This is a genomic window from Winogradskyella ludwigii (assembly GCF_013403985.1).
Taxonomy (GTDB): domain Bacteria; phylum Bacteroidota; class Bacteroidia; order Flavobacteriales; family Flavobacteriaceae; genus Winogradskyella; species Winogradskyella ludwigii.
Map to the genome: position 1 here is coordinate 224594 of NZ_JABFDF010000002.1, position 16642 is coordinate 241235.

The 16642-nt window shown below is 31.6% G+C and carries 21 protein-coding genes; 9 read left to right on the plus strand and 12 right to left on the minus strand.

The features are described from left to right. Nucleotides 1-84 precede the first annotated feature (84 nt). Together HM981_RS06950 and HM981_RS06955 are read right to left on the minus strand one after the other, a co-directional pair. Nucleotides 85-882: a TIGR00266 family protein gene (locus HM981_RS06950; protein ID WP_179337882.1), complete on the minus strand. Its 798-nt coding sequence runs from the start codon at nucleotides 880-882 to the stop codon at nucleotides 85-87. Nucleotides 883-1036: 154 nt separating this feature from the next. Then, nucleotides 1037-1492 carry a DUF4442 domain-containing protein gene (locus HM981_RS06955; protein ID WP_179337883.1) on the minus strand — a complete coding sequence of 152 codons (456 nt, stop codon included), beginning with the start codon at nucleotides 1490-1492 and terminating at the stop codon, nucleotides 1037-1039. A 147-nt stretch (nucleotides 1493-1639) separates the two neighbouring features. Here HM981_RS06955 and HM981_RS06960 point away from each other — a divergent pair, with 147 nt between their 5' ends. The 5 genes from HM981_RS06960 to HM981_RS06980 all read left to right on the plus strand — a co-directional run bounded on the left by HM981_RS06960 (nucleotide 1640) and on the right by HM981_RS06980 (nucleotide 6239). Beyond that, complete coding sequence (locus tag HM981_RS06960) at nucleotides 1640-2086, plus strand: DUF4870 domain-containing protein (RefSeq protein WP_179337884.1); 447 nt, start codon at nucleotides 1640-1642, stop codon at nucleotides 2084-2086. 93 nt (nucleotides 2087-2179) lie between these two features. Next, on the plus strand, nucleotides 2180-2521 hold the full coding sequence (locus HM981_RS06965; protein ID WP_179337885.1) for a PadR family transcriptional regulator: 342 nt from the start codon (nucleotides 2180-2182) through the stop codon (nucleotides 2519-2521). Then, on the plus strand, nucleotides 2518-4326 hold the full coding sequence (locus HM981_RS06970) for a PspC domain-containing protein (protein ID WP_179337886.1): 1809 nt from the start codon (nucleotides 2518-2520) through the stop codon (nucleotides 4324-4326). Before HM981_RS06965 ends, HM981_RS06970 begins: the two co-directional genes overlap by 4 nt. A 101-nt stretch (nucleotides 4327-4427) precedes the next feature. Then, complete coding sequence (locus HM981_RS06975) at nucleotides 4428-5156, plus strand: head GIN domain-containing protein (protein WP_179337887.1); 729 nt, start codon at nucleotides 4428-4430, stop codon at nucleotides 5154-5156. Nucleotides 5157-5402: 246 nt separating this feature from the next. Next, nucleotides 5403-6239, plus strand: a complete 837-nt coding sequence (locus tag HM981_RS06980; RefSeq protein ID WP_218846329.1) for a GIN domain-containing protein — start codon at nucleotides 5403-5405, stop codon at nucleotides 6237-6239. Here HM981_RS06980 and HM981_RS06985 read toward each other — a convergent pair. From HM981_RS06985 to trxB, 4 genes are all read right to left on the minus strand, one after another. Next, nucleotides 6236-6838 carry a YceI family protein gene (locus HM981_RS06985; RefSeq protein ID WP_179337888.1) on the minus strand — a complete coding sequence of 201 codons (603 nt, stop codon included), beginning with the start codon at nucleotides 6836-6838 and terminating at the stop codon, nucleotides 6236-6238. The genes HM981_RS06980 and HM981_RS06985 overlap by 4 nt on opposite strands. Before the next feature lie 72 nt (nucleotides 6839-6910). Next, nucleotides 6911-8188 (minus strand): hypothetical protein, encoded by a 1278-nt coding sequence (locus HM981_RS06990; RefSeq protein ID WP_179337889.1) that lies wholly within the window; start codon nucleotides 8186-8188, stop codon nucleotides 6911-6913. A gap of 36 nt (nucleotides 8189-8224) precedes the next feature. Beyond that, nucleotides 8225-8815 (minus strand): YceI family protein, encoded by a 591-nt coding sequence (locus HM981_RS06995; RefSeq protein ID WP_179337890.1) that lies wholly within the window; start codon nucleotides 8813-8815, stop codon nucleotides 8225-8227. A gap of 175 nt (nucleotides 8816-8990) precedes the next feature. Further along, nucleotides 8991-9974 carry a thioredoxin-disulfide reductase gene (trxB, locus tag HM981_RS07000; RefSeq protein WP_179337891.1) on the minus strand — a complete coding sequence of 328 codons (984 nt, stop codon included), beginning with the start codon at nucleotides 9972-9974 and terminating at the stop codon, nucleotides 8991-8993. A 206-nt stretch (nucleotides 9975-10180) separates the two neighbouring features. Between trxB and HM981_RS07005 the strand changes: the two genes are divergently transcribed. Continuing rightward, nucleotides 10181-10660, plus strand: a complete 480-nt coding sequence (locus HM981_RS07005; RefSeq protein ID WP_179337892.1) for a hypothetical protein — start codon at nucleotides 10181-10183, stop codon at nucleotides 10658-10660. Nucleotides 10661-10766: 106 nt separating this feature from the next. Here HM981_RS07005 and HM981_RS07010 read toward each other — a convergent pair whose 3' ends face one another. Beyond that, a complete protein-coding gene (locus HM981_RS07010; protein WP_179337893.1) occupies nucleotides 10767-10928 on the minus strand; it encodes a DUF1328 family protein in 162 nt (53 codons plus the stop codon). A 203-nt stretch (nucleotides 10929-11131) separates the two neighbouring features. Beyond that, entirely contained in the window at nucleotides 11132-11566 is a 435-nt protein-coding gene (locus HM981_RS07015; protein ID WP_179337895.1) for a hemerythrin domain-containing protein, read from the minus strand. 320 nt (nucleotides 11567-11886) lie between these two features. Between HM981_RS07015 and HM981_RS07020 the strand changes: the two genes are divergently transcribed. Continuing rightward, nucleotides 11887-12918, plus strand: a complete 1032-nt coding sequence (locus HM981_RS07020; protein WP_179337897.1) for a helix-turn-helix domain-containing protein — start codon at nucleotides 11887-11889, stop codon at nucleotides 12916-12918. A 1-nt stretch (nucleotide 12919) separates the two neighbouring features. Here the strand turns inward: HM981_RS07020 and HM981_RS07025 are convergent, their stop codons facing one another. From HM981_RS07025 to HM981_RS07035, 3 genes are read right to left on the minus strand one after another with little or no spacing between them, the layout of a single operon-like run. Continuing rightward, nucleotides 12920-13126, minus strand: coding sequence for a DUF6327 family protein (locus tag HM981_RS07025; protein WP_179337899.1), 207 nt, complete (start codon nucleotides 13124-13126; stop codon nucleotides 12920-12922). A 1-nt stretch (nucleotide 13127) separates the two neighbouring features. Further along, nucleotides 13128-13475 (minus strand): hypothetical protein, encoded by a 348-nt coding sequence (locus HM981_RS07030; RefSeq protein ID WP_179337901.1) that lies wholly within the window; start codon nucleotides 13473-13475, stop codon nucleotides 13128-13130. 3 nt (nucleotides 13476-13478) lie between these two features. Continuing rightward, nucleotides 13479-13811, minus strand: a complete 333-nt coding sequence (locus HM981_RS07035; RefSeq protein WP_179337903.1) for a YtxH domain-containing protein — start codon at nucleotides 13809-13811, stop codon at nucleotides 13479-13481. Nucleotides 13812-14005: 194 nt separating this feature from the next. On the opposite strand from HM981_RS07035, the gene HM981_RS07040 reads away from it, so the two are divergent. Together HM981_RS07040 and HM981_RS07045 are read left to right on the plus strand one after the other, a co-directional pair. Beyond that, on the plus strand, nucleotides 14006-15370 hold the full coding sequence (locus HM981_RS07040) for an NAD-dependent succinate-semialdehyde dehydrogenase (protein ID WP_179337905.1): 1365 nt from the start codon (nucleotides 14006-14008) through the stop codon (nucleotides 15368-15370). Nucleotides 15371-15382: 12 nt separating this feature from the next. Then, entirely contained in the window at nucleotides 15383-15535 is a 153-nt protein-coding gene (locus HM981_RS07045; protein WP_179337907.1) for a hypothetical protein, read from the plus strand. An 18-nt stretch (nucleotides 15536-15553) separates the two neighbouring features. On the opposite strand, the gene HM981_RS07050 is transcribed toward HM981_RS07045, so the two are convergent. Beyond that, nucleotides 15554-16525, minus strand: a complete 972-nt coding sequence (locus HM981_RS07050; protein ID WP_179337909.1) for a bile acid:sodium symporter family protein — start codon at nucleotides 16523-16525, stop codon at nucleotides 15554-15556. Nucleotides 16526-16642 lie beyond the last annotated feature (117 nt).

Consider the following 16642-nt stretch of genomic DNA (forward strand, 5'->3'; position numbering starts at 1 on the left):
TATAAGCCTATTGTTTTACAAATTTCAGAGTATTCCTATTACTTCGGTAATTTATATTTTGATTGAAAACTTTATTCAGAAAATCTAAAAACGATTATCACCATCTAACAAATCGCCTAAACCACCAAGAATACTACCTTCACCTTTAGACTTTCCTCCTTTTGGTATAGATGCCAAAACACGTCCTGCTAATCTACTAAATGGCAACGATTGTATATAGACTTTTCCAGGACCTTGAAGCTTTGCAAAGAATAGTCCTTCACCACCAAAAATTGAATTTTTTATACCACCAATAAACTCAATGTCATAATCTATTCCTTGAGTAAAACCAATGATACAACCTGTGTCTACGCGCAAAACTTCTCCTGCTTCTAAGGTTTTTACTGCTGTTGTTCCTCCAGCATGAACAAATGCCATACCATCTCCTTCTAGTTTTTGCATGATAAAGCCTTCTCCACCAAAAAGGCCTCGACCTAATTTTTTAGAAAACTCAACACCTATACTAACCCCTTTTGCTGCACATAGAAATGCATCTTTCTGACAGATAAATTTCCCTCCAAATTCGGTTAAGTCTATTGGAATTATTTTCCCTGGATAAGGAGATGCAAACGACACATTTCGTTTACCTGTAAGATCATTGTAAAAAGCGGTCATAAATAAGCTCTCTCCTGTAAGAATACGTTTTCCTGCGCCTAATATTTTCCCTAGGAAACCTGTATCTTTTTGTGAACCGTCACCAAAGATAGTATCCATTTTAATACCATCATCCATCATCATAAAGCTTCCGGATTCTGCAACTACACCTTCTTGCGGATCTAATTCTATTTCTACATATTGCATTTCTTCTCCGTAAATGCGATAATCTATTTCGTGTGCTGTCATAATGATTAATTGTTTTTAATGTTGAACTGTTTATTTATAAGTTGGTCAATTTGATAATTTGTTACATAATTATAAAAATAACAACGTCCAACACTTACTAATTAATAGTACCAACTTAACACGCAACACGCTTTATTTCTAAAGTTAAACTACTTTAGGATTTCATTTTAAGTGTCCATTCAAAATTAAACGCAGAAACTTCTACTCCATCTGCATTAACTCCTTTTGAATTTAACCAAACGGTTTGTCCTTCTCCTGTTTCTATAGCGTTAGTAATTGCTTCATCAATTTTATTGCCTTCGTTACATGTAAACGTAATCCGTCCTGTGGCTTTTTTTGTAAATGAAGCATTATTTGAGGCTACCAACATAGAGACTTTCTTTCCGCTTTCTCTAATCTTTTTCATGACTAAAGCACCTGTTGTTAACTCTGCAGCCATGCCTTGCACTGCCCAAAACATAGAATTAAAAGGGTTTTGATTTGCCCAACGATGTTTAACCGTTACTATACAAGTAGTATCATTTAATGATTTAGTTCGCACACCTGTAAAATACGCTGCAGGTAGCTTAAACATTAAGAACTTATTAAGTTTAGAAGGAGATATATTCATCAAGTAAGGTTATAATTTCTACTAAAATAAGTGAAAATTACAAACCTAACTAATGTTAAAGAAATGTTAATTTACAGTACTATGCGTAACATAATACCTTTTTAAAGACATATATTTGTATAAGCAACTATTATATACTTTTAAATTATGTTAGATAACCATCATAAAAATTTAGCGACATTCATTCATCTGTCTACCTTTTCAAGATTTATAATTCCTTTTGGAAACTTCATTGGTCCAATTGTATTATGGGCCGCAAATAAGAACAAATCAGATTTTATAGATCAGCATGGTAAGCAAGCCATAAATTTCCAGATTAGTATTTTGCTCTATGCTATAATTATAGGGACTATAAGTGTTCCCTTTTTTATATTTAAAGTACTTAGAGGTATGGATGTTTTAGATTTTCATGGTTTCAACAATTTTCATATTAACATTGGCGAGCCTTCTCCTCTACTTTACATTGGAGGTGGTTTAGGTGCCTTAGCAATCATTGCTTTTATTATAGAATTGGCGCTTATTGTTAAAGCAAGTTTGTCTGCACGAGATGGACATGTTTATAAGTATCCATTTACCATTAATTTCTTAAAGTAATTACCGCTGACTTTTTTCAGCAATTAAAATATTCATCAATAATCAAATCAATCAAAAAATGAACAGTTTAATCGAATTAAAGACACATCGAGTATGAAAATAGAAAACACAAAAGCACAAATGCGCAAAGGTGTTCTAGAATATTGCATATTATCTATCTTAAAAGATGAAGATGCATACGTTGCCGAAATTCTAGGCACACTAAAAGATGCAAAAATGCTTGTTGTAGAAGGTACCATATATCCACTATTAACAAGACTTAAAAACGCAGGATTGCTTAATTACCGTTGGGAAGAGTCTACTTCTGGACCACCACGAAAATATTATGGACTTACAGAAACAGGGAAACTGTTTTTAAATGAACTAAACTCCACTTGGAGTGACTTACAAAATGCCGTTAACCTAGTAACCAACTCAAAAACACCAAAAAAATGAATAAAACAGTCAATATAAATTTAGCAGGTATATTCTTCCATATAGACGAAGATGCATACCTAAAACTACAACGCTATCTTGAGGCTATAAAACGTTCATTTACAGATTCTCAAGGACGTTCAGAAATTATATCAGACATTGAAGCTCGTATTGCCGAATTGTTTGCAGAACGTATACAAAATGAAAAACAAGTCGTTGGTGTTAAGTTGGTAGACGATGTAATTACCATTATGGGACAACCTGAAGATTATTTGGTCGATGACGAAATTTTTGAAGATGAACCTCAACAAAGGCCGAAACAAAAATCTACCTCAACAAGACGTTTCTTCAGAGACACAGACAACTCATATATTGGTGGTGTTGCTGCTGGTGTTGGACATTATTTTGGCATCGATGCCTTATGGATTAGATTAATCTGGGTAATATTATTTTTTAGTGCTGGTACAGGTGTTTTACTTTATATTTTACTTTGGGCTTTAATCCCTGAAGCAAAAACTACAGCAGAAAAGCTAACTATGACTGGCGATCCTGTAAACATTACTAACATTGAAAAAAAAATTAAAGATGGTATTGATACCGTTTCAGAAACCGTAAAAAATGTAGATTTAAAAAAACATGGAGACAAACTAAAAGAAGGTTTTGATCATGTATCTGATAATATCTCTGAAACTGTAAAAGGTGTCGATTTTCAAAAACAAGGAAGTAAACTAAAATCGAGCTCACAAAAGTTTTTTGATGGTATAGGTTCTATTATCCTATTTTTCCTAAAAGTGATTGCTAAGTTTATTGGCATTATCTTAATTGTTGTTGGGATTAGTACTTTAATAGCATTAATTATTGCCTTTTTTACTGTAGGTATTACTGATGCTATCCACTTTCCTGGTATGGATTTAATTGACGCTTCCAATGCTGCTAACCTTCCTATTTGGTTAATGTCTATGCTCATCTTTTTTGCTGTTGGTATCCCATTCTTTTTTGTATTCTACTTAGGACTTAAAATATTAGTAAACAATCTAAAATCTATTGGTAACGTTGCAAAATTTTCTTTATTAGGTCTGTGGTTAATGGCAATTATTGGCTTAGTAGTCACCGGAGTAAAACAAGCTACTGAACATGCTTATGACACTAATATCACACAAGTTGAAGAGACTTTAAATATCGTTTCTAGCGATACTTTAACTATAAAAATGATAGGCCATGATGACTATAATAAATATATACATAAATATTACCATGAGTATAAAATAGGTCGAAATGAAAACAACACTAATGTTATTTCTAATACAGATATTAGGTTAATAATTAAGTCTACTACAGATTCTGTGGCAAGCATTAAAATTAAAGGCTTTGCAAGTGGTAGTAACTACGATTTGGCAAGAGAGCGTGCACAAAATATTAATTACAACTACACCTTTGTAGATAATGAACTACGCTTAGACGCTTACCTAACAACAGACGTTATCAATAAATTTAGTAATCAAAACATTGAAGTAATAGTGTTCTTGCCAGAAGGGACTGTATTCTATGCCGATGAAAACACTCACAAATTTCATCAAAACAATAGCTATGTTAATGATATTTTAAAAACAGGACAGGAAGAGCATTACCTTAAAGTTATTGAAGATGATGTAGAATGTTTGGATTGTGTTGAAGACATTGAAGAAGAAATAGCAGAATTTACTGAAGAAGCAACGGAAATCATTGAAGATATAACGAATGAGAAGTCGTCTGAAGAAGAAACACCAAATGTGAGCATTAAAATTAATGACGAGGATGGTGTGAAAATTGAAGTCAAAGACAATTGAAGATAAGTAATCTACAACTCATCCTATTATAATTTAGAACTAAGCGTAATCAACTTAAATTTATAAAAAACAATTCATCAATCAAAAAACTAACAGAAACCATGAGCACATTATCAAGAATTATAGTTACCAGTATTATTAGTTTATTAATGCTATCCTGCAGCTTTTCTAAGAATTTTAATTCAAGTAAAGATGGCAACGGAAATGTTATAACCGAAGATAGACCTATAAAGAATAACTTCGATGAAATAAAAATTAGCCAAGGACTAGACCTTTACATTACACAATCTGATGAAACAACATTAATCGTTGAAGCTGACGAAAATCTTCAAGATCTTATTAAGACTGAAGTAGCGGATGGTGTTTTAAAAATTTATTCTACAGAGAATATAAGACGTGCGTCTTCAAAAAAAGTAATGTTGAGTGTTAAAACCATTTCAGCTATAAAAGCAACAAGTGGTAGTGATGTATATTCTGAAAATACCATTGAGGTTTCTAATTTAGAACTCACGTCTACAAGTGGAGCAGATATCAAGTTAGATGTAAAAACCGAAACTTTAGATTGTACTTCTACAAGTGGCAGTGATATAAAATTGAGCGGAACTACCAAAACCTTTATAGCATCTGCAACAAGCGGAAGTGACATTAATGCCTCTAAATTACAGGCAGAAACATCTAACGTAAGAGCTACAAGCGGAGCAGACATTTCTGTTAATACCTCTAAAGCGTTAACCGCTAAGGCTACAAGTGGTGGTGATATAAGGTATTCTGGAAATCCAGAAAAAATATCTAAATCAGATACTTCTGCTGGTCGTGTAAAACAACAATAAAATGTTATATAACCATTAATTTTAAATCAATAACAAACTTTAAATCAATCAATTATAAGCCATCCTAAATTTCATTTGAAGTTTGGGATGGTTTTTGCGTATCTTAGTATATTATCTTTTAATTGACCAATATTAAACAGAAATCATTAATATTGACAATCATAAAATCATAAGGATCTTAAAACTTAAAAAAAGTGACTTATATTATGCTTTGGTGTCTTATATAAAGACGGTAAAATCTAGAATATGAAAAAATTATTACTCACACTTATTTTAATAATTACTGCTATAACAGCTGTAACCGCTCAATCTGCTGACAAAGTTAAAGGCGATAGAAATGTAACGATAAAGCAAACGTACCTTGATGATTTTCATTCGATTGTAGTGGATGGAGATTTTTCAATCGAAATCGTTTATAATAGTGAGCCATCTGTAAATGTAGAAGCCGATGATAATTTACACGAAATTATACAATTTAACGTAGTAGATGGTATCCTAACTTTTACAGAAACAACGAGAATCACCTCTAAAAAGAAATTAAACATAACCGTAAATTATGGTGATAATCTTAGTAATATTGAAACTAAAGGAGATGGTGAAATTAGATCATTGACTTCAATGGAGCTTGGTGATGTTTCTCTAATTACTTCAGACAACTCAAGAGCCTATTTAAATATTAATGCTAAAAATTTCAATTATAAAAGTTCAGGTAAATCTAAAACGCGATTAAATTTAAAAGCAGATAGCACCAAAATTGAATTAAGCGACAATAGTAAATTAGATGCTTTAATTATAAGTAAAGTTGCAGACTTTGATTTATACACACGTGCAGATGCTGTTATTGAAGGCTCTGCAAATAGCTCAGTAATTAAAATGGATACATCTGCCAATTTTAATGGTTCAAAATTTGACGTTAAAACTACAGATGTTAATTTAGAAGACACCAGTGATTTAACCATCTCTGCAATAGATAATATTACTATTGCAATTTCTGGTGATAGTGAAATTTACCTTTTTGGAAGTCCTGCTATAACAATTACTAAGTTTGAAGATACTGCTAAATTACAGAAAAAGAAACGCTAATTAAATCCTAAAATCTTAAGCGAAAACTGAATCTCAATTTCAGGTAAAACTTTAACCATACCTAACATTTTTGTTGGTGCTGTTAGATTAAAATCATTTATATCTAAAGGCATACGACCTGATGCATGTAAACCTTGATTACTAGTTATAGATATAGGAATAGTATACGTTTTTATAACATTACTGATATTAATTTCTACAGTTGCGGTAACTAAGTCATCCGCTAATTGAGACTTAGAAATCTCCTTTAATTTTAAAATTATTTCAGGAAATTGATCTGTATTAAGTAAATTATTAAAGTCTTTATTAATAATCTTACCTCCACAGTTAAACTCTACATTAGGAAGTATTAATTGTGTATCATCAAATTTTATGGTTTCATCATGATCCTTATATTTAATACTAATGGCCTCTGAAATAGTATTCATATCAAAGTGACACTCAAACTTGCTTACATTAGTTTTTCCTTTAATTTTCAAATAACTTTCTGAAGCCAAAAACACAGTTGACTCCTTAGTTATAGGTTCTCTCCATTCTGAACTAGTAATAGCAGATCCTAAAAAAAATATAATGATAAATGACAGTGTTTTAAGTACCATAATTTAAAAACATAATGATATAAAAATAAGGCCTTTATCTTAATTGACAAAAGCCTTTTTTGAACAAACTATTTAGAAACTAATTACAGCTTCAAGTATAAGGCCATCAAACTTACCATCTTCTAGAAGGTTTCCTGTTGGGTAATCCTTATATTCCTGTGTTACATATTCCGCTTTCATTAATACATTTTTGGTTAAAAACCAACCTGCACCTAATTGAAATCTATTTACACTTACATCATCTCCACTTGCTAATTCAGCACTAACCGTATTGTAACGTGCTCCTAAAAACACGTTTTCAGTTTCACCAAATCTGTAGATTACCTCTCCTGCATACTGATCTGCATTTCTTCTATCTGTCTCACTTAATGCTTTCCCAGAAGATAACTCAACAGTACCAAAGAACTCTAAACCACCATACTTTACAAATGGGTTAATCATAATAGCAGTAATTTGATTTTTGAAACCAGGATCAAAACGTCCAGATCTAAAGTTATCACTAGTTGCTGTAGCATCTTGCATTATGTTATAATATCTAGAACCCGCTCTATCTGCTGAGTATAAATATACATTTTGTGCATATCCTGTATTATATAAAGATCCTGTTAATCTAAATCTTAAATCTTCTGAAATTTGCTTGTCATAACCTAATTTAGCTAAAAACGCTGCTCCTCCTGTAGATCCATCAGCCATAGTAGTACTTTGGTTTAATTTACCATTAGAAAATCCAATCATTCCAAAAAGTCCCATATCTGTTGTATAATAAACTTCTGCACCAACTTCTGTTGTAAACGAATCCATTATTAGGTTTCCAACAAATGGATTGTGAATAGCTTGAGCATTATCACTTCTTCTAAAGTGTGCATCACCATAATTGTTCTCCATATGTCCAATCTTAATTGTGGTATGCTTCATAAGATCTTCCATAAACCCTTTACTAACAAAATCTAATTTATCAATTTTGAAATAACCACCTTTAACGTATGGTTCATGGTGGTGTCTAGAAGATAAATACGTTCTTAAGTGCATGCTTACACCATCGTAAAGAGCGACATCTAAATCTAAATTAGCCGTTGCCAAATTAAAGTTACTACCTACTTCTGATAAAGGTGTGACTCCTGAATTCTCATTATCTAATGCTTGATACTGAAGCGCAAAAGAACCTCCAATTCTAACGTATAATTCATCAAAAGAAGTAACCGTGTCTTTCTTTGCTTCAAAAACATTAACACCTCTTTGATCTGGTTGCCTATAATTATCAAAGTCTCTTAGGTTTTTTTTCTGTGCAGATATTGATTGTACCATTGTTATAGCAATGATAAATGTTGCGATTTTTAATACTGATTTCATAATTAATTATTTAAGGTTGATGTTCTATTGTTGTATTTAATTTTTGTCGAATACGGTTTTGAATACAATTGTAATCTCATTTCCTGTTTTAATAGTTCCTAATAATGCTGTAGGTGGATCTACTCCAAAATCAGTCATTTTAAATGATTTTTCACCTTCAAGTAAAAGTTTACCTTCTTCTAGTTTAACTGTCATATCAAGAGAAATTGTTTTTGTAACACCAGAAATAGTCATTTTACCAGTCGTAAACACTTTAAAAGAATTATCCGTTATTTTTTTTACTTGTTTAACAGCACTAAGGCTAAAGTCCATTGTTTTATGATCGTCTGTCTTTAACGCTTTATAAGTGTTTTTATCCATTGAAGACTTTCCACTTTTAAGACTTTCTGCTTCAACAGAAAAATCAAGATTACTAATCTCTAACGTTTCAGCATTAGATAGCACTACATTACCTGATTGCTTTTCTGTTTCTAAAGTCCAATCATGTAAAGACGATGTACCATTAACTTCTAATACTGAAGATGAATTATTTAAAATGTAATTTTGAGATAAAGCAACCTGAAAAGAAAATAGACTACTTATAAAAACTGTAAGAAAAAATACTCGAAATTTAGTTGAATGCTTCATGGTTCAATTTTTATGTTTCCTCAAAGATTGACATAAAAAGCAGTTTAAATTATGACAAAAGTCATTTCTTAATAAAAACTTAAAACAGTAAAAACTTAGAAGCTATAACAATCTATAAAACACAAAAAAGCCGAAGTATTGAACTTCGGCTTCCTATAAATATGTACTAAATTATTTAGTTATAACTAGACGTTGCTACTTCAAAATCAGAATCCATAGCTGCTAAATAACGCTCTGCATCTAAGGCTGCCATACAACCTGTACCTGCAGCAGTAATCGCTTGTCTATAGACATGATCTGCAGCATCACCACTTACAAATACACCTTCTACATTGGTTTTACTTGTTCCTGGTATAGCATTGATAATATAACCTGTTTCATCTAAGTCTAAATAGCCTTTAAAGATATCTGTATTAGGTTTATGACCTATAGCAACAAAGAAACCTGTAGCTTCAATATCATGCTTTTCGTTTGTTTTATTGTTAGTTACACGAACACCTGTAACCACTTGTCCATCTCCTAATACCTCATCAGTTTCTGTATTGAATAAGATTTCGATGTTCTCTGTATTCTTAACACGTTTAGCCATAATCTTAGACGCTCTAAACTCGTCTCGTCTTACCAACATAGTTACTTTCTTACATAATTTAGATAAGTAATGTGCTTCTTCACAAGCAGAATCTCCCGCTCCAACAATCACTACATCTTGATTTCTGTAAAAGAACCCATCACAAACAGCACAGGCAGAAACTCCACCTCCTAGTTTTAAATATTTTTGCTCAGAAGGTAAGTTTAAATATTTTGCAGAGGCACCTGTTGAAATAATAATAGTATCTGCGTGAATTTCTTTTTCTTCATTTACCCAAGCTTTATGAACATCTCCAGAAAAATCTACTTTAGTAATCCAACCGTGACGTATATCAGTCCCAAAACGTTCTGCTTGTTTTTGTAACTGAACCATCATATCAGGTCCTGTAATTCCTTCTGGATAGCCAGGAAAATTCTCAACATCATTGGTTGTGGTTAATTGTCCACCAGGCTGCTCTCCTTGATATAAAACAGGAAACATATTAGCTCTAGACGCATAAATTGCAGCTGTGTAACCTGCTGGTCCAGATCCTATAATTAAACACTTTACTTTTTCTATTGTATCTGACATATCTTGTAATTTAATTCTTAAAATCTACCCAAACTTATTCCTAAAAACAAGTCCAAATACGCTAAAACAAAAGTAGGTTTTTTAGTCAAAACCTTACATAGAAGTTATTAACAGCTTATATCATTCCTATAAATACTAAGAATAGAGGCTATTTGTTAATTTAATTCATTAATTTATAGCAGTTTAACCATAAAACACAACATATTATGAAATCTAAAATTTTAACCTTGTGCATGATAGTGTTACTTTTAAATTCATGTAAGGACCAACCAGAAAATGATGTAAAAAATAAAGATCTAGAAACGGAAATGAAAGAAAAACCTATGAGTCTCAATGGCACTTGGGAACTTAAAGGGTTCTATAACTATAAAGATAATGTGGTGGTAGATTCGTTTTCTAACCATACTATTGCTAGGCAGGTTAAAATGTATTCAGACCATAAAGTAATGTGGTGCAAGCTTTTAAAAACGGACTCTATAGAGTTTTTTGGATATGGTTCTTATAGTTATGATGAAGGGAGTTTAACTGAAGTTTTAGATTTTGGTTCTGCTTTTATGAACGAAGTTATAAAGGAACAACAAGAGTTTAAGTTTCAACTTAAATTACAACCCGATAGTTTTCAACAAATTGAATTAGATGAAGATGGTAACCGTATTTATTCTGAAAATTATGTCCGTGTAGAATAACTCTACATCGTTGCAGTAAAATATCGTTTAAGACAGAAAAATACCCTCAAGAACCTAACGTCCTCAAGGGTATTTATATAATTATATGGATTTATTGTCAGCTAAATTATTTCTTAACAACCCCTTTTAATAGTGATAGTACAAAAAGCACTATAAATATAAAGAAGATTATTTTTGCGATTCCAGCAGCAGCTCCTGCTATGCCTCCAAATCCTAAAATGGCTGCGATTATTGCTATTATAACGAATGTGATTGTCCAACGTAACATATATTTTGGTTTTTAGTTAATAATTAATAGTTAGTATCTCTAACTTCTATTACAAAGATCACGATTATCACTGACACCCATTTGCTCATACACTACTGATTTTAACCGCATTACTACTAAATAGATCTTTTTATTACATAAAAAAAGCGAACTCCTTAACCGAGAATTCGCTTTAATCACTACTTAACAAACCAATACCTTTATTATCTGTGTTCTTTCATATACGCATTATACTTTATAGCCAAATCTTCTTTTTCTTTAGCACTGAAGACTTTTCCGGATAATTGAAAAAAGGAGTGTTCTTCATCTTCTAAATGATGTTCTACTTTATGCTTTAAATCCTTAGCTATTTTTAACCACGCTGAAGAATCCATTTCAGTGTCTTCTAATTGTTCTACAAGCTCATCTATTTCGTGATGTTCTGCGATACCATGTCTAGCATCTTCTTGCATCATATCTGTAGGAATTAAAGGTTTGTAGAAATGACGTTCTTCTGCATTAGCGTGCAGTGATAATTCTTTACGTAGCTCCTTAAATAATGATGTACGTTTTTTAGTATCTCCAGAAGTCTCCACTAACTGATTTAAAAGATTTCTTTGTATGTCATGATCGTTTCTAATGGCTTCGTATATGTTCATAATTGTGTTTATTAAATGTTTTTATTGTACTTTATAAAGGTATAATTACAGGCTCGTGTGTTTTTGCTCAATTGAGTTAAAAATTAACTGATATAAAAAATGATTACCCTATTCACGCTTATTTGTAAATTTTTAAGAAATATCAATTGTTAAAGAACTATTTTTACACTCTAATATTATCGTTTACTCTGTTTACATGTGTTTCCGGTATAATGTTTTATTCAGTTTAAGCGTGATGCACAAACCATTGCGATAAGTGATTAAGTGAAATAAGTTACGTAGATTTAAACCCATTGAGTTTTATAAACAAGTAGATTTATATGATTGAAATTGAAATAAACCCTTCAAACACTAGAGATATCCTTACTCAAATAAGCGAACATCTTGATGGAACCATAGACGAACGTTGGGGAGAATACACAATGACGATTGATAATGCAAATGCTCGTGGTAAAATCACCTATATTCCTTTTGATTGGGGAGTAAATCTGCTTGATTTTGATATCATATTTTACAAAGAATTCATTTTAAAAACTGAAGGAGAACAATTTAACCCAATACGTTTTATTTATAACCTACAGGGTTATTTTTTACATCGTTTTGGAGTGCAAAATCATGAACACAAAACAGAACAATTTCAGTCTGTAATTTTTACGAATAAATCGGAAGGTATTAATTACATGCACTTTCCTAAAAATCAGAAACTACAAATAAATATAATTCAGATTGTACGTAAAGAATTCATGAAAAAGAGGACTACAAATGTAGCTTCACTTAATAAAAAATTATATGAAGTTTTTGTAGATACAGATCATGAAAATAGATATGCTCATTTTGGCGAATTAAATTTAAAAATGGCAGATGATGTAAAGACTATAAGACAGGTAAAGTCTAAAGGTATGTTGCGTATTTTAAAAATTGAAGCCAAAGTCTACGAAATCCTTTCTTTACACATACAACAACACGAAAGACAAACGGTTGGTAAAAAGTTACCTAATTCACTTACAAAACAAGAATTAAAAACCATAAAGAAGATTTGTGATATTATACAAAAAGAGCCTTCAAAACAGTATTCGTTAGATCAATTATCTATCGACTTTGGATTATCACAAGCTAAGCTTCAAGATGGATTTAAATTTCTTTATAAACGTACGGTTACAGAATTTATACGTCATGTTAGATTAGAAAAAGCTAGATTCTTTATAAAAAATAGCGACTTGAATATCTCTCAAATTGTATATTCAATAGGTTTTACAAGTCGAAGCTATTTCTCTAAAATATTTAAAGAAAAATATAGTATATCACCAAGCGAATTCAAAAAACAAATTGTAGCCAAAATTATAGTCAACTAACTTACTTACCAAACAACCATTTTTTAATAATCGCTATAAAGCTGTATTTTCCAGTTAGTTTTAAAGCTGAACTTATCCAATTTAATGGTTGTAAATCTTCTTTAAACTCACCTTTTACAAGTTTGAGTTCCTCCCATGCAATATCGCGTTCCAACTTGTAGAGCTTTAGATCGTTATCTATTTCCTTAAAATTTGTATATGTTTTCATATTAATTGAAAAAATTAGTTCCCACTTTTTTAATTACAAAAGAATTAAATTTAGACCTAAGAAGATACATTATAATCCCAAGCGCTATGTAAATTAAACCTACCAATAAACATCCAAGAGCATAGCTATTCACCGCATTTCCTAATTCTATAGCACCTGCTATAGATAAGAAAACGAGACCTGCGAACATTAAACTTCCAATGATTAAAACCTTAGTCATCATACTTAACGAAAGTGTTAGCTGCTGAAAAACTTTTAATCTAAAGTATTGGTGAGACGATTTAATGTAACGCTCACCAATTTGAGAAGCTCTATCCGTTGTGTTATTTATATCTTCAAATACACTCATGGATTATGCTTTTTTCTGTAAATTTTTATTTTTAGCCTTCAAATCTTTTAATCTAGCCTCTAAAGTTGTAATAACATCTTCTGCCTTATAACTTGCGTTAGACACGATGGCCTCAACTTGATGATCTAAGTTATCCTTTTGTGCAGATATAGTACTTCCCAGTGTGTCTCTTAACTCAACAGCTTTCTCAGCCATTAAATCTCTCTTCGTTGCAGCTTCATCTGCTATTCTCTGTCTCGTTACACTCCCTTTTTCTGGTGCAAATAATATTCCTAAGACTGCTCCTACTGCTGTTCCTGCTAATATTCCTAATACTGTATTTCCGTTATTACTCATGATATTTTTTTTTAAGTTAATTAAAAGTATAGCACGTTGCTATGATACAAAGGTAGGCGCATTGCTAAGCTTAACTTAACTCTTTACCTAGCATTATTAGCTGTAATGCTATTTTACTATTAGCGTTAAAAATTTAAGTTATCGCATTAACCAAAAACGTCCATTTCCTTTATTTTTGGGAAAGTTCAAAAATTATGAAATCAATAATAAAAACATACAATCCGTATAATGGCAATCCATTAGATACTTATAGTATGGATTCTGAGGCTGTTTTAAAAAATAAATTAGAATTAGCAGACAAAACATTTAAGACTTGGAGACACGTTGAAATAAAGAAACGTATGCAGCTACTTAACAAACTAGCTGATGAAGTTTCAAAAAACAAATCTAAATTAAGTCTTCTAATGACATCAGAAATGGGAAAACCGATTACTGAAAGTGAAGCCGAAATAGAAAAATGTATAGGTCTTATTAATTTCTACGCTATAAATACGGAACAATTTTTACGAGACGATGTTATTAAAACCGATGCCAAAGAAAGCTTTATAAGCTACGACCCAATGGGTTGCATACTAGCCATTATGCCATGGAATTACCCGTTTTGGCAAGTATTCAGGTTTGCTATCCCTACATTGGCGGCTGGTAATGTGGCCTTATTAAAGCATGCCTCTAATGTTACAGGATGCGCTCTTGCTATTGAAAAATTATTCATTGATGCAGGATTCGATCAAGGTTGCTTTCAAACATTAGTGACCAATCATGACGAAATTGAAAAACTTATGGCCAACGATATTATAAAAGCAGTATCCTTAACAGGGAGTGAAAAAGCTGGTCGAAAAATAGCAGAACTCGCTGGAAAAAATTTAAAACCATCACTTTTAGAGTTAGGAGGAAACAACGCTTGTATCATTTTAAAAGATGCCGATTTAGACAAACACATATCTACAATAGTAAAAGCTAGAATGCAAAATTCTGGTCAAAGTTGTATTGCTGCAAAACGTTTTATAGTTGTGGATGCTATATATGAAAAATTCGTAGAAAAATTCACCTCTAAAGTTGAAGAACTAAAATATGGAGATCCCACCAACAGAAACACAACCATATCTTGTCTTGCACGTGAAGATCTAGCTGATATTTTAGAAGAACAAGTTCAAAAATCCTTAGATCTAGGAGCAAAATTAATTCATGGAAACAAACGAGATGGTTCTTATTACCAACCCACCATACTCACCAATATTACTAAAGACATGCCTGTTTTCACAGAAGAAACATTTGGACCAATTGCCGCTATAATTAAAGTAGATTCTGAAGATGACGCTTATAAAATGGCAGCCAACTCTAAATTTGGGTTAGGCACCATGGTATTTACAACAGATTATAAATCTGCGTCAAAACGAACTTTAGAGATTGAAGATGGAGCCTTTTTTATAAACGAAATGGTAAAATCAGATCAACGATTACCATTTGGAGGCACAAAAATTTCAGGTTACGGTCGTGAATTATCTAAAGAAGGTATGTTAGCATTTATAAATAAAAAAACAGTTTACATTAATAAATAAAAACCAAAAAATATGAAATTTGTAAAAGAAGAAGATGAAGAAAGAAGAGATTATATCTTACAAAAAGATGCCAAAACTAAATTTGGAGCCAAATTTATTATCCTAGTACTTATTATTTTGGTAGGTGCTGTTGTAGCGTCTGGAATACACTTTGAATGGTATTAATAAATTAGAACAACAGATTTACTCAATTTCTATTTGTTTATCACTTGCTCGCTTAGAAGCTACCACGCTAATAACCAATATTTGCGTCGCATGAAACAACATTAAAGGCAACAACATAATACCTATAGTTGCCATGTTACCAAATATTATTTTAGAGAAAACGGTACCATGAACTAACGATTTTTTAGTTCCGCAAAACTGTGCTGTAATTTGGTCTTCTTTGTTCATGTGTAATTTCCGAGCAATAAAACCAGTCAACCAAAAAGCAAGTCCAAACAATACAACGACACCTATAAAGAGATAAAGCAAGTCTAAAAGTGAGACAGCACTAAAAATGTTGTTATAAAAAGATTCTGCAAAACTTTTGTAGATAATTAACAAGATAATAGATTTATCAAATAAGGTTAGCTTACTACTATGCTTACGCGCAAATTCCCCAAAAAAGCGTTGTAATAAAAGTCCAAAAATTACAGGTAAAATAATCTGAATTATTAATTTTAGGTAAATTTCAGTAAAATCAAAATCGGTTTGAGAGTTGTCTATGAATAAGCCCATCCAAAGCGGCGTCAGTGCAATTCCAATAATTCCAGAAATACTTGCATTAAAAATTGCAGCTGGTATATTTCCTTTTGCCATAGATACCATGACAACAGATGAAGATACTGTTGATGGTAACGCTGCTAAGAAAAAGAAAGCTAGCCAGATGGTTTCTTGTTCTTCATTTTGAATAAATGGTCTTAGAATTAAGACTAATAGTGGAAACATTAAAAATGTAGAACCTTGAACTAAAAGGTGCAATTTCCAGTTTTTGAGCCCTGCTCTTAATTGTGTTGGACTCAATTTTAAGCCATAAAAAAAGAAAATAAGTGAGATTCCTATGGCACTAATCGTGTTTGTAGGAATTTTACTATTCTCGATTCCCCATTCTGGAAAAAAATAAGCTATAATTATTACAACTATTATGGATAATACAAATTTATCGATCTTCATATTTAGGTATAGACTCTAATGTCTTAGTTTAAAACGCTAAAATAATATCAAATAATCACTTAATAGACAAGTGCGTTATCTTAATTCTTTTCAACCTTAAACGTTTTATTTTTAAAA